The sequence below is a fragment of the Kineococcus arenarius subsp. arenarius genome (genome assembly GCF_050871845.1).
In the GTDB taxonomy this organism is placed as follows: Bacteria; Actinomycetota; Actinomycetes; order Actinomycetales; family Kineococcaceae; genus Kineococcus.
The window spans coordinates 75844-88764 of record NZ_JBJLSE010000001.1; the positions used below are offsets into that span (position 1 = coordinate 75844).

Genomic DNA, 12921 nt, shown 5'->3' on the forward strand with positions numbered 1-12921 from the left:
GATCGTACGTCAAGAATCAAGCTCAGACCTCAAGGTGGAACACGTTCCAGGACACCGCGGGCAAGACCGCGCGCAGCGTGGTGTCCTCCAGCTGCACCTGCGGGTTGGGCCGTGGGGAGACACGGTCGGGGTCCTGCTGGGTGTTGGTGGCGCGCCAGTCGTCGTCGGCGAGAACGGAAGCCTCCGTCAGCCGGGCTGCGGGGAAGGCGCGCAGGTCGATCTCGAGGGTGAGTTCCTCACCGGGGTGGCGGTTCACCGCGAGCACCGCCAGTTGGCCGGTTTCGGCGTCGTGGGTCACCACGGCGTCGATGGAGGGGACCTGCCCGTAGCGGGCGGTGTCGTGGGCGGGCGCGCTGAGCGCGGTGTGCAGCACTTGTCCCTGCGCCAGGCGGGCGGCCTGGGCGAAGGGGTGGAAGATGCTCTGGCGCCACGCCGGTCCGCCAGGTTCGCAGCGGATGGAGCCGATGGTGTTGACCAGCTGTGCCTGGCAGGCCACTGTGACGCGATCGCTGTGGCGCAGCAGGGACAGCAACAGGGAGCCGACGACGACCGCGTCGGCGACGGTGTAGGGCTCCTCGCTCAGGCGGGGGGCGACCTCCCAGTCTTCGGCGCTCCAGCTGGCACGCAGCTGCCGAGACTCCTCGCGGTACCAGACGTTCCACTCATCGAAGGAGATGTTGATCCGCTTGCTGCGGCGCAGCTTGGCGCGGATGTGGTCGGCGGTGGCGACGACCTCGTTGACGAAGTCGTCCATGTCGCGCGAGGAGGCCAGGAAGCTGGCGAGGTCGTCGTTCTCCAGCTGGTAATAGGCATGGGCGGAGATGAAGTCCACCTGGTCGTAGGTGTGCTCCAGGACGGTGGCCTCCCACGCGGCGAACGTGGGCATTTGCCGGTGGGAACTGCCGCAGGCGATCAGCTGCAGGGAGGGGTCGCGCTGGCGCAAGGCGCTGGCGGTCTCGGCGGCCAGGCGCCCGTACTCCTGCGCCGTCTTGTGGCCCAGCTGCCACGGCCCGTCGAGCTCGTTTCCCAGGCACCACAGCTGGATGTCGTGAGGGTCCTTCACACCGTGGGAGATGCGCAGGTCCGACAAGGCGGTGCCACTGGGGTGGTTGCAGTACTCGAATAGATCCAACGCTTCCTGTACGCCGCGCGTGCCGAGGTTCATGGCCATCATGGTCTCCACACCAGCCTTGTGCGCCCAGCGGGTGAACTCGTTCAGACCGAAGGCGTTCGTCTCGATGGTGTGCCAGGCCGAGTCCAGGCGCGTGGGTCGGTCTTCGACGGGGCCGACCCCGTCCTCCCAGCGGTAGCCGGAGACGAAGTTGCCGCCGGGGTAGCGCACCACGGTGACACCGAGCTCGCGCACGAGGTCCAGGACGTCGGTGCGCAGGCCGTCCTCGTCGGCGCTGGGGTGGTCCGGCTCGTAGATGCCGGTGTAGACGCAGCGGCCCATGTGCTCGACGAAAGAGCCGAAGGTGCGACGGTTGACGGGGGCGACCACGAAGGTCGGGTCGATCGACAAGGATGCGGTGCGCACGGGGGCTCTCCAGGGATGACTCGGGCTGATCGGTGCGGTTGGGGGATCGGGGTAGGCGGTGTCAGCGCAGCGATTAGCCCTTGAGGCCGGCGTCGCCGACCCCGCGGACCACCTGGCGCTGGAACAGGGCGTAGATGATGACCAGCGGAAGGCCGGCTGCGACGGCGGCGGCCATGATCTGCGCGTAGCGCAGGCCGTAGGAGCCCTGCACGGCGGCCAGGCCGACGGGCACCGTCATCATGTCCGGCTCGGTGGTCACGATGAACGGCCACAGGAAGTTGTTCCAGGCGTGGATGAAGGTGAAGATCGCCACCGCGGTCAAGATGGGCTTGGACATGGGCAGCACTACGTTCCAGAAGGTCCGCAACGGCCCGGCACCGTCCATCTCCGCAGCCTCCTCGTACTCCTTGGGGATGCCGTCGAAGAACTTCTTCAGGATGAAGACCATGGCAGGTGCGACGACCTGCGGAAGCACGATGCCCGGGTAGGTGTCGACCAGGCGCAGCGCCTTCATCTGCTCGAACAGCGGGACGATGAGGACCTGCGGGGGGACCATGATCCCAGCCAGGACCAGCGCCAGGACGGCCTTCTTGAAGGGGAAGTCCATCCGGGAGAAGCCGTAGGCCGCCATGCTGCACAGTGCGAGCGTGAGCACGGTGACGGCGACCGCCACGATGGTGCTGTTGAGCAGCCAGCGCAGCAGGTCGCCTTGGGCGAAGACGCTGACGAAGGCGTCCAAGGTGAACTCTGAGGGGATCCAGGTGACGGGAATGCTCGTGGTCTCCGCCTCGGGCTTGAACGCGGTGTCGACCGCCCAGGCCAGCGGCACCAGCCACAGCACGGCCAGAACCAAGGCGATGGCGCTCAGTGAGGTGCCACCGAGCGTGGAACGCCGACTGGGGGCCCGCCGGTCTGCTCGCTTCACCTTCACAGCGCTGCTGATGGTGCTGGTCGTGGTGGTGCCCCCACCCAGCGTGGTGTCGCTCATGCTGTCTGCTCCTTCGACCGACCGAACTTGAACTGCGCGATCGAGATGATCACGATGAGCGCGAAGAACATGTAGGAGACGGCGGAGGCGTAACCGATGCGGAACGTCGTGAACCCGGTCTCGTAGATGTACTGGATGATCGGACGGGTGGAGAAGTTCGGACCGCCGGCTGTCATGAGGTAGATCTGGTCGAAGACCTTCAACGACGACACCAACTGCAGCACGAGCACCAGTCCGGTGGTCCGGCTCAGCAGCGGCAGGGTGATGCTGACGAGCTGTCGCCAAGGCCGGGCTCCGTCGATGGAGGCCGCCTCGTACAGTTCCGCGGGGATGCTCTGCAACGCGGCCAGGTAGAGCAGAAAGTTGAAGCCCACCGTCCACCACACGGTCGTGAGCACGACGGCGATCATCGCGACCCGCTCGTCGCCCAGCCAGTTGATCTCGGCCAGCCCCAGACGGGTGAGGGCGTCGTTGATCAGGCCGAAGCCCGGCTGGTACAGCCACACCCACACCAGGCTGACGACCGTCGCCGGCAGGACGTAGGGGACGAAGTAGGCGAAGCGCAGGAACCAGCCCGCACGACGTGCGCGGTGGGTGAGCAGCGCCATCACCAGCCCGAGCAGAACCAGCGGTGGCGAGCTGAGGAGCGTGAACAAGACGGTGTGCCAGAGCGAGCGCCACACCGCCTCATCGCCGATCATCTCGGTGTAGTTCGCCAGGCCGAGGAAGGCGGATTCCCCACCGGCGAGGCTGACGTTGAAGAAGCTGTCCCACAGCCCCGCCAGTACCGGCCACACCAGGAAGGCGACGTAGACGGCGAGGAAGGGCAGAACGAAGAGGAATCCCGCCAGCTTGCGCGAGCGCGCTCGGCGGGCGGGCTCGATGCTCACCGGGGGCGCCGGTGCGGTCTGCACGACCATGGTGATCCTTCCTGGGGGTACTTCGGCGAACGCCCTCAGACGGGGGCGGGGGTGTCCAGCAGGGTCTGCACGGCGTCCTTGAACTGCTCAAGCGCCTGCTCAGGGGTCAAGGTGCCGGCGTGCACGGCACCGAAAGCGGCGCCGGCCTGGTTCTGCAGCTCGGAGGCGGAACCGCTGAACCACGCCGCAGGATCGAGCTGGACGTCCTCGGCGACGGAGCGGTACTGAGCCTGTGGTTGCAGGTTCTCGTAGTCCGGGTTGCGCACGACCGGCTGGTAGGCGGGGATGTGCCCTCCGCCGGCCCAGTAGAGGCTGTTCTCCAGCATCCAGGCGATGTAGGTGACGGCGGCCCGGGTGACCTCAGGGTCGCGCTCGATCTGGTGGGGCAGGACGAAGGAGTGCGAATCACCTTGGGTGCGGGTGTTGCCGAAGACGTTCGGAAAGGGCGCCATACCGAACGGCAGCGCGTTCTCCTCGAAGGTGGTCACCTCCCATTCGCCGTAGAAGAGGAACCCTGCGCGCCCGCTGCCGAAGGAGGCGATGACAGCTTCGCGGTCGGCGGTACGGGGGGCCAGGCCCTCCTGCGACAAGCGCTGCATGAAGCGCAGTGCTTCGAGAGCCTTGGCATCGTCGATGGCCAGCTCGGTGCCGCTGGGGTCGAGGATCTGCCCGTCCAGCTGGCGATACAGCGTCCAGAAGAGTCGCCAGGGGTTGACCGTAAGCGTGCCGATCGACAACCCCAGGTCGCCGGTGACCTCGCGGGCGGCAGCAAAGGCGGCGAGGAGCTCCTCGGGACCCTGCAGGGGCTTGAGCAGTCCGTCGTCGTCGAGCAGGCCGGCGGCGGCGCAGATGTCGGTGTTGTAGTACATGACAAACGGGTGGGTGTCGAAGGGGATGGCGTACACCTGCCCATCGACGGTGCCGGCCTTCCACAGCTCCGGCAGGAACTTGTCGGAGGTGATCCCGAACTCCTCGAGCAGGTCGCGGGGGAAGGGATCGAGCAGGCGGCCGGGGGCGTACCCGGGAAGCCTGGCCAGGTGCAGGATGCTGACGTCGGGAGCGCGGCCGCCGGCGCAGGCCATGGCCAGCTTGGTGTAGTACGGCTGCCCCCACGCCAGCGTGGTCGGTTCCAAGGAGATGTCCGGGTGCGCGGCGGAGAAGCGCTCTCCCAGTTCGATCATCCGCACGCCGTCACCTCCGGCGAACAGGTTCCAGTAGCGCAGTGGCGTGCTGCCCTCGCTGGTGCCGACCGCATCTGCGCAACCGCTCAGACCGACGCCGGCGCCCGCCGCCGCCAGCGCCGCCAGGAGCGAGCGGCGGGTGGGGCGCGGTCGATCGAGCGATCCTGCGCTGTGCCCTGTCCGGTGCATGGGTCCTCCTCGCCTCCCGCGCGAGCCGGTGGCCGCGCGTCGTCGCGTGCAGCTGCAGCGAGAAACCCTCGCGACAGCGAGCGTGAAGTGGGTGCTGCCCGCTCGTTGGTGCGGTATTGGGCTGTCGACGACGGGCGTCGACGGCACGGGTGTGACGTCGCCTGGACCGTCCAGCGACGCCGTGGTGCTGCTCGAGCTCACCGGTGAGCCCGAGTTGTCCTCCCAACTGTTGACGACGCTAACGCTCTCCGGTCAACCGGTCAACCGGCCGTCGCGGAGGCGTGCATCCGATACCGTGGCGCTGGCGAGAGGAGACGATGCCGTCCATGTCAGCGCAGCACCACGATGAGCCGCCCGGCCCGCAGAGGCCGCCCCTGGCCCCCCTCGTACGCGCCACCCAGGAGCCGGTGGCCACCGAGGTCACCCGACGCCTGCTCGACCACCTCGTCGTCGGCGGAGTTCACCCGGGTCAGCGGTTGCCCGGAGAGCGCCAACTGGCCGAGGACCTCGGCGTCAACCGCGCGACCGTGCGCGAGGCCCTCAAGACGCTCAGCTTCCTCGGAGTGCTCGACGTCCACCAGAGTCGCGGCAGCTACCTGCGAGGCCCGGACTCCGACGTCCTGGCGGCTGTCTTCCACGCAACCTCTGCGGTCACCGGCCACCGCCTGGTGGACATCGTCGAGACGCGTTGGCACTTGGAGGTCCTCATCGCGCAGCTGGCCGCACAGCGGCGTAGCGATGAGGACCTGCTGCACCTGCGCGCGGCCCTGCAACGCATGGAGGCCACCCGCCACGACACTGCAGCCTTCGAAGAGGCCGACGTCGCTTTCCATTCCGCCTTAGCGCGCAGCACCGGCAACCCCATTCTGAACTCCATCCTCGTCGGCGTGCGCAGCGTGATGTTCGCTTGGATCGCGCGGTACATCCCCGCCTCGACCAGTCCAACGCGCGCCTACGCCGACCACCTCCCCGTGCTCGCCGCGGTCGAGGCCGGCGACTCCCCAGCGGCCGCACAGGCCATGGGCACGCACATGGTGCGCGCTGCGAAGAAGATCGCAACCAACGCCATCGGCGACGACGCCATGGCTGTGCGCGAACTCATAGAGCGCATGAACAACGCGGCCGCCACCTCTGCTGTGGCCGACGACGTCGGCTGAGGTCCGAGCTGCCCCAGCGCCCACCTGGCACCAGACCTGGCAGGTACGCCCCTGGATCGCTCGCAACACCTTCGCCGACGAGGGTGACGGCTTCCCGGTCGCCACCACCCACCGCGCCGCCACCCGGACCTGCAACGACCCCGACGACACCGCTCAGTGCCGTGGAGCTTGATCCGCTTTTCCGGACACCGTGATCAAGGTGTCCGGCATACCGGGGCAAGCCCAGACACGACCTCACCGGAGGTCGGGCCCGACACGAGGTCGCCCTTGCGGGCCGGTGCCCCCGACTTGGACGTCACCGTGGCCTGGTACGCCTACCAGGATCTACGCTCGATGCTCCACGCCCCGACCCCCGCTGCGGGGCGAGCGGTCGATGAAGGGGCTACTGCATGATCAGGCGGCATTGGTCCGGATCATGCAGCAGACCCCTGCCGCTGCTCCGCGGTCGAGGTGCGCTCGAGCCATCCGGTCCCCACTGAGCTGCACGGGCGTGAGCCACCGCGTCGCGCAGTGCCTGCTCGTGCACCTGGACAGCGGCTCCAGGAGACAGGTACGGCGTGAGGGACCTCCTCGCGACGGCCGACGCGTCCGGTCGACTCCGCCTTGTTAGGGTCGAAGCCATGAGTCGATCTCGGTCAACCCTGGGTTCCGTGCCGGCTCTCGCGAAGGACGCGCTCAGGGTCGTCGCACTGGGTGGCCTGGGCGAGATCGGCCGCAACATGACGGTCTTCGAGCACGCGGGCAAGCTGCTGGTCGTGGACTGCGGCGTCCTCTTCCCCGAGGAGCACCAGCCGGGCATCGACGTCATCCTCCCGGACTTCACCTCCATCCGGGACCGGCTCGACGACATCGTGGCGATCGTGCTCACGCACGGGCACGAGGACCACATCGGTGGCGTGCCGTACCTGCTGCGCGAGCGCGCCGACATCCCCGTGGTCGGCTCCCGTCTGACGCTGGCCCTCATCACCGCCAAGCTCACCGAGCACCGCATCCGCCCGGTGACGGTGGAGGTCGGCGAGGGCGACCACAAGAGCTTCGGCCCCTTCGACTGCGAGTTCGTCGCGGTCAACCACTCCATCCCCGACGGGCTGGCCGTGGCCATCCGCACCGCCGCCGGACTGGTCCTGCACACCGGCGACTTCAAGATGGACCAGTTCCCGCTGGACGGCCGCATCACCGACCTGCGCGGGTTCGCCCGCCTGGGCGAGGAGGGCGTCGACCTCTTCCTGACCGACTCCACCAACGCCGAGGTGCCGGGGTTCACGGCCTCGGAGGGAGAGCTGATCCCGGCCATCGAGACGGTCTTCCGGACGTCGCCGCGACGGGTGATCGTCTCCAGCTTCGCCAGCCACGTCCACCGGATCCAGCAGGTCCTGGACGCGGCCGCCGCGCACGGGCGCAAGGTGGCCTTCGTGGGGCGCTCGATGGTGCGCAACATGGGGATCGCCGCGGAACTCGGTTACCTCAAGGTCCCCGACGGTCTCGTCGTGGACCTGAAGGTCCTGGAGAAGATGCCGCCCTCGAAGGTGGCGCTGGTCTGCACCGGTTCGCAGGGTGAGCCGCTGGCGGCGCTGTCCCGGATGGCGAGCGGCGACCACGTCATCCGCGTCAGGGACGGCGACACCGTGCTGCTGGCGAGCTCGCTCATCCCGGGCAACGAGAACGCCGTCTACCGCGTCATCAACGGGCTCACGGCCCTGGGTGCCAACGTCGTGCACAAGGGCAACGCGAAGGTGCACGTCTCCGGCCACGCCAGCGCCGGCGAGCTGGTGTACTGCTACAACATCGTCAGGCCGTCCAACGTGATGCCGGTGCACGGGGAGGCGCGGCACCTGCGCGCCAACGCGGACCTGGCCGTCAAGACCGGGGTGGACCGGCGCAACGTGGTGATCGCCGAGGACGGCGACGTCGTCGACCTCGTCGACGGGCGGGTCTCCGTGGTGGGCAAGGTCGCAGCCGGCAACGTCTACGTCGACGCCTCGACCGTGGGTGGGGCCACCGAAGCGTCGCTGAAGGACCGGCGCACCTTGGCGGAGGAGGGTGTCCTCACGGTCGTCGCCATCATCGACGCCGACACGGGCCAGTTGACCGATCCGCCGGACTTCCTCGCTCGCGGCTTCGTCCACGACGAGCGGACCTTCGACGCCGTGGTCCCGCTCATCGAGAAGGCCCTGGCCCGCGCCGCCTCCGACGCGCACCCCGACGCCCACCAGTTGGAGGACGTCATCGCGCGCACCGTGGCTTCGTGGGCGCGACGGGTCCACCGGCGTGCGCCGTTGATCATCCCGGTCGTCATCGACGCCTGAGCGGCGAGCGGGGGCCGTGCCGCGAGCCCTCGCACGCACGACGGCCGCCGGGTCGAAGGACCCGGCGGCCGTGGACGTGCTGGTCGATCCGGCATTCCCCCGCACGGCCCCTGGCCGCCGGCGTCGACCTCGCGCCCCCACCCGGGATGGGGCCTGCCCCGCGCTGACGCGGACGTTCGGGGCTGGGCGCTGCAGTGTGCACGCCATCCGGCCCACCACCTGCCGGCTCTGGGGCGTCACCGCCTCGATGCCCTGCCCACACGGCTGCCGACTCGACGGCGCGAGCGCGGTGCTGTGGATGATCACCGGCTTGCAGATCGGCGGCCGCAGCGATCGGCTGGACGAGGCGGCAGTGCGGATGCGCAGCGCCAGTACCCCGCTGGACCAGCTGATCCGTCTGAGTGAGATCCGCTGGCGCATCGAGCACGACTACCGGGAACTCGAGGTCGCCCTCGGTCTGGACCACTTCGAGGACCGCGCCCTCACCGGCTGGCACCACCACGTCACCCTCGTCACCGCGGCGCACCTCTTCTGCGCCACGCTGCGCGCCGACCCCGAAGCCCGTGGCGCAGCCCGAGCCGCAACGCCGCGCTGCGCCTGCTCCAGCGGTCGCCGGCTACCTGGACCGGTACCTGCAGCGTCTGCGGACAGCCCGTCCGGGACCGGCCTCTCGTGCCGACCTGACGAAGCACCACCGGGCTTCGCGTCACGGGTTCTCCACCGGACCCGCCGTTCGCGATGCGCACGTCCGGCCCGCGCGGTCGCTCGAGACCGCCGGCGGCGCGCAGCGTCGTCGGGAGGCGCTCAGCGGTGCGGTTCCCCACGGGGTGGGCCCCCAGTAGGGTTCGCGCATGACTCCGAGGGGGCGTGGCGCGGGCGCCGTCACGCTCAAGGACGTGGCGGCGGCCGCTGGGGTGTCGGTCGCGACGGCGTCACAGGCCCTGGCCGGCGTGGGGCGGATGACGGAGGCGACCCGGCAGCGCGTGCAGCAGGCTGCCGAGGACCTCGGCTACCTGGCCAACGCGCTGGCCCGGGGGTTGCGCACCGGCCGCACCCAGGCGCTGGGCGTGCACCACCAGAGCGCCGCGCAGAGCCTGGCGACGTCCTACTTCCGGGACTTCCTCGCCGGGGCCATCGAGGCGGCTCACCGGCACGACCACGACATCGTCGTGCTCTCCTCGGACACGAGCCGCCCGCGCACCACGGCCCCGCACGTCGACGGCGTCGTCGTCGTCGACCCGATCGCGGACGACCTGCGGGCCCGCGAGCTCATGGAACTGCCGGTTCCGGTGGTGGCCGGTGAGCACGTGCCGCCGGAGATGCCTGCGTGCACGGTCGTGGCCGCCGACCACGCGACGGCGGTGCGTTCCCTGCTCGACGTCGCCGCGGCGCACGGTGCCCGCCGCCCGTTCCTGGCGGCGCCGGACCGGCACTCCGGCTGGGGGAACCTGCTGCGCGACCTCGTGCGGGCCTGGGCCACCGAGCGCGGCACGACGCCGGTGCTGGTCGACACGCGCTTCGGCGAGCGCGACGTCGCGCGGCACCGCGCGCTGCTGGAGCCGGTGCTGCGGGAGCACCCCGAGGTCGACCTGGTGCTGTGCGCGTCCAGCTTCGCCACGCAGGCGGCCCTGGAGGTGCTGCGCGCGACGGGCCGGCGGCCGGGCGTGGACGTCCTGGTGGCCGCGGGGGCCGACGACTCGGGGCTGCTCGAGGAGGATCCGCCGGTCACGGCGATCGAACTGCCGGCGCACGACCTGGGCGTCGCGTGCGTGGAGCGGCTGATCGAGGTCCTCGACGATCCGCGGGGGCCGGGGCCGGCTCTGGGGACCGTGCGGACCGTCCCGGCCCCGCTGCACCTGCGCGCCTCGACGGCGCGGCCGCTGCCCGGCCCGGCGGGCGCCCCGGTAGCGGTGGCGGGACGTGCCTAATCGTTTCACCTGTGTTGCGGGCAGCGCACGTCCAGGTGACGCGCGGGGGAGTGCGCGCCCCTCGCGTAAAAGCCTCGTTTCGGTGCGCCCGGAGTCCCTGGCTAAACGATTAGGCAGCTCCCTACGGTCGCGGCATGCACAGCGACCACGCCGATCGCGAGGCCGGCCACGACCACGACGAGGCCGGCCACGACCACGGGCACAGCCACGACAAGTGGCCGGAGGGCTTCTGGCAGCAGCCGCGCCGACTGGGGGAGGGGCTCGAGGGTCACGGCGCCGTCGACGACTTCAACGAGGGGCGCGAGCCCGGCCTCTTCCACGTGAACCGGCGCTTCGGCGGGCACTCGTCGGGCATCCAGACCTTCGCGAAGCTGCCGATGGCGCTGACGCCGCAGGACCTGCAGGCCGCGAACGTGGACGTCGCGGTGCTGGGCGTGCCGTGGGACTCCACGGCCGGCGGCCGCTCGGGCACCAACCACGGGCCGCTGGCCATGCGGAAGATCCCGGCCTTCAGCCGCTACGGCTTCCCCGGCCGGCACCTGGACACGCGGGTGAACCCGTTCGAGGTCCTCACGATGTGCGACTACGGGGACGCGCCGATCCACGTGGGCAACACGGCGGGCACGTTCGAGTCGATCCGCAAGTTCGTCGGCACCGTGGTCACCTCGGGAGCGATCCCGATGATCATGGGCGGGGACCACGCCATCACGTGGCCCTGCGCGACCGCGGTCGCGGACCACTACGGGCACGGCAAGGTCGGCATCGTCCACTTCGACGCGCACGCGGACGTCGGCACGGACATGCACGGCGCGCTGGCCTCGCACGGCACGCCGATGCGCAAGCTCATCGACTCCGGGGCGGTCCCGGGCAGGAACTTCGTGCAGGTGGGGCTGCGGGGTTACTGGCCCGACCGGGAGACGCTCGACTGGATGGACGAGCACCGGATGCGGACCCACTTCATGGCGGAGATCGACCGCGACGGGTTCGAGAAGGTGCTCGAGCGGGCCGTCGACGAGGCGCTCGACCAGGCCGACCACCTCTACATCTCCCTCGACATCGACGTGTGCGACCCGGCGTTCGCCCCGGGCACGGGCACGCCCGTCTCCGGGGGCATCACCTCGATCGACATCCTGCGGGCGGTGCGCCGGCTCTCGGCCGAGGTCGGGATCGTCGGCATGGACGTCGTCGAGGTGTCCCCGCCGTACGACAACGACGGCGAGATCACGGTGCTGCTGGGCAACCGTGCCATCGGTGAGGCCTTGACGGGCATCGCGATGCGGCGCCTGGGCCTGACGGAACCGGACTACGCCCACCCGCACGCGCTGAACCTCGACGCCGACGGCAACCGGCGGAGCCAGGTGTTCCGCGGTGCCGACGTCGAGGTCTGACGCCACCCCCGCCACCGCCCTCTTCCCGAACCACGACGAACGCGAGGACACGCATGTCGCACGAGCACGGCCACCAGGACGCCCACCAGGACGGCCACGCCCACGGTGGTCACGACCACGACGGCCACGATCACCACCACGACCTGTGGCCGGAGGGTTTCTGGGAGCAGCCGCGCCGGCTGGGGCAGGGCCTGGAGGGGCACGCGGCCGTCGACGACTACAACGAGGGCCGTGCGCCCGGTCTGCTGTTCCCCAACCGCAAGCGGGAGGGCGGGTTCGCCGGCATCCAGACGTTCGCGAAGCTGCCGGTCGCGCTGACGCCGCAGGACCTCCAGGCCGCGAACGTGGACGTCGCCGTGCTCGGCGTGCCGTGGGACTCGACCGCGACGGGTCGCACCGGCACCAACCACGGTCCGCTCGCCATCCGCTCCTGCGACTACAAGGGCGGGTACGGCCGCCCGCACTTCTCCCTCGACACGCACGTGGACGCCTTCGAGGAACTCGTCATGGCCGACTACGGTGACGCGCCGATCTCCGTGGGCAACACGGCGCGGACCTTCGAGGAGGTCCGCAAGTTCGTGGGCACGGTCGTCGACGCCGGCGCCATCCCGATCGTCCTCGGCGGGGACCACGCCATCACGTGGCCCTGCGCGACGGCGGTCGCGGACCACTACGGGCACGGCAAGGTCGGCATCGTCCACTTCGACGCCCACGCCGACACCGGTGACGACATGCCCGGCTCGCTGGCCTCGCACGGCACGCCGATGCGCCACCTCATCGACTCGGGCGCGATCCCGGGCAGGAACTTCGTGCAGGTGGGCCTGCGGGGCTACTGGCCGGAGCAGAAGACGCTCGACTGGATGGACGACCAGAGGATGCGCACGCACTTCATGGCCGAGATCGTCCGCGACGGGTTCGACAAGGTGCTCGAGCGGGCCGTCGACGAGGCGCTCGACCAGGCCGACCACCTCTACATCTCCCTCGACATCGACGTCTGCGACCCGGCCTACGCACCGGGCACCGGAACCCCGGAGCCGGGCGGCATCACGTCCAACGACATCCTGCGGGCCGTGCGCCGGTTGGCCGCCGAGGTCGGCATCGTCGGCATGGACGTCGTCGAGGTCTCCCCGCCCTACGACGACCGCGGCGAGATCACCGCCCTGCTGGCGAACCGCTCCGTCCGCGAGGCCATGACGGGCATCGCGATGCGCCGCCGGGGCATCACCGAGCCGGACTTCCTACACCCCTACGCGATCGGTCTCGACGCCGAGGGCAACCGCCGCAACAAGCTCTTCCGCCCCGCCTGACCCCTTCCCGACCGCCACCC

Annotated in this window: 9 protein-coding genes and 1 pseudogene; 6 read left to right on the forward strand and 4 right to left on the reverse strand. The window is 70.1% G+C overall.

Annotated features, from left to right (window positions below; translation table 11 throughout):
- Positions 1–22: 22 nt before the first annotated feature.
- The 4 genes from arfA to ACRYM0_RS00420 all read right to left on the reverse strand — a co-directional run bounded on the left by arfA (position 23) and on the right by ACRYM0_RS00420 (position 4815).
- Positions 23–1537: an arabinosylfuranosidase ArfA gene (arfA, locus tag ACRYM0_RS00405; RefSeq protein ID WP_432500992.1), complete on the reverse strand. Its 1515-nt coding sequence runs from the start codon at positions 1535–1537 to the stop codon at positions 23–25.
- Between the two features lie 73 nt (positions 1538–1610).
- Positions 1611–2525: a carbohydrate ABC transporter permease gene (locus tag ACRYM0_RS00410; RefSeq protein WP_432500994.1), complete on the reverse strand. Its 915-nt coding sequence runs from the start codon at positions 2523–2525 to the stop codon at positions 1611–1613.
- The gene (locus ACRYM0_RS00415) at positions 2522–3445 is read right to left on the reverse strand and encodes a carbohydrate ABC transporter permease (protein ID WP_432500996.1); all 924 of its coding nucleotides are present in this window, start codon (positions 3443–3445) and stop codon (positions 2522–2524) included. Before ACRYM0_RS00415 ends, ACRYM0_RS00410 begins: the two co-directional genes overlap by 4 nt.
- Before the next feature lie 35 nt (positions 3446–3480).
- Positions 3481–4815: an extracellular solute-binding protein gene (locus tag ACRYM0_RS00420; protein WP_432500998.1), complete on the reverse strand. Its 1335-nt coding sequence runs from the start codon at positions 4813–4815 to the stop codon at positions 3481–3483.
- Between the two features lie 407 nt (positions 4816–5222).
- On the opposite strand from ACRYM0_RS00420, the gene ACRYM0_RS00425 reads away from it, so the two are divergent.
- The 6 genes and pseudogenes from ACRYM0_RS00425 to speB (ACRYM0_RS00450) all read left to right on the forward strand — a co-directional run bounded on the left by ACRYM0_RS00425 (position 5223) and on the right by speB (ACRYM0_RS00450) (position 12901).
- Positions 5223–5972: a FadR/GntR family transcriptional regulator gene (locus ACRYM0_RS00425; protein ID WP_432501000.1), complete on the forward strand. Its 750-nt coding sequence runs from the start codon at positions 5223–5225 to the stop codon at positions 5970–5972.
- Positions 5973–6592: 620 nt separating this feature from the next.
- On the forward strand, positions 6593–8278 hold the full coding sequence (locus ACRYM0_RS00430) for a ribonuclease J (RefSeq protein ID WP_432501002.1): 1686 nt from the start codon (positions 6593–6595) through the stop codon (positions 8276–8278).
- Positions 8279–8657: 379 nt separating this feature from the next.
- A pseudogene (locus ACRYM0_RS00435) lies at positions 8658–8879 on the forward strand (IS701 family transposase); the annotation flags it as partial.
- A gap of 250 nt (positions 8880–9129) precedes the next feature.
- A complete protein-coding gene (locus ACRYM0_RS00440; RefSeq protein ID WP_432501004.1) occupies positions 9130–10206 on the forward strand; it encodes a LacI family DNA-binding transcriptional regulator in 1077 nt (358 codons plus the stop codon).
- 134 nt (positions 10207–10340) lie between these two features.
- Complete coding sequence (speB, locus tag ACRYM0_RS00445; RefSeq protein WP_432501006.1) at positions 10341–11594, forward strand: agmatinase; 1254 nt, start codon at positions 10341–10343, stop codon at positions 11592–11594.
- 53 nt (positions 11595–11647) lie between these two features.
- Positions 11648–12901 (forward strand): agmatinase, encoded by a 1254-nt coding sequence (gene speB, locus ACRYM0_RS00450; protein ID WP_432501008.1) that lies wholly within the window; start codon positions 11648–11650, stop codon positions 12899–12901.
- Positions 12902–12921: the final 20 nt, after the last annotated feature.

Bases quoted from the DNA above. Each gene is read 5' to 3' on its own strand.
- ACRYM0_RS00410 (WP_432500994.1), bottom strand. From the start codon at position 2,525: ATGAGCGACACCACGCTGGGTGGGGGCACCACCACGACCAGCACCATC.
- ACRYM0_RS00415 (WP_432500996.1), bottom strand. From the start codon at position 3,445: ATGGTCGTGCAGACCGCACCGGCGCCCCCGGTGAGCATCGAGCCCGCC.
- ACRYM0_RS00420 (WP_432500998.1), bottom strand. From the start codon at position 4,815: ATGCACCGGACAGGGCACAGCGCAGGATCGCTCGATCGACCGCGCCCC.
- ACRYM0_RS00430 (WP_432501002.1), top strand. From the start codon at position 6,593: ATGAGTCGATCTCGGTCAACCCTGGGTTCCGTGCCGGCTCTCGCGAAG.
- ACRYM0_RS00440 (WP_432501004.1), top strand. From the start codon at position 9,130: ATGACTCCGAGGGGGCGTGGCGCGGGCGCCGTCACGCTCAAGGACGTG.
- speB (WP_432501006.1), top strand. From the start codon at position 10,341: ATGCACAGCGACCACGCCGATCGCGAGGCCGGCCACGACCACGACGAG.
- speB (WP_432501008.1), top strand. From the start codon at position 11,648: ATGTCGCACGAGCACGGCCACCAGGACGCCCACCAGGACGGCCACGCC.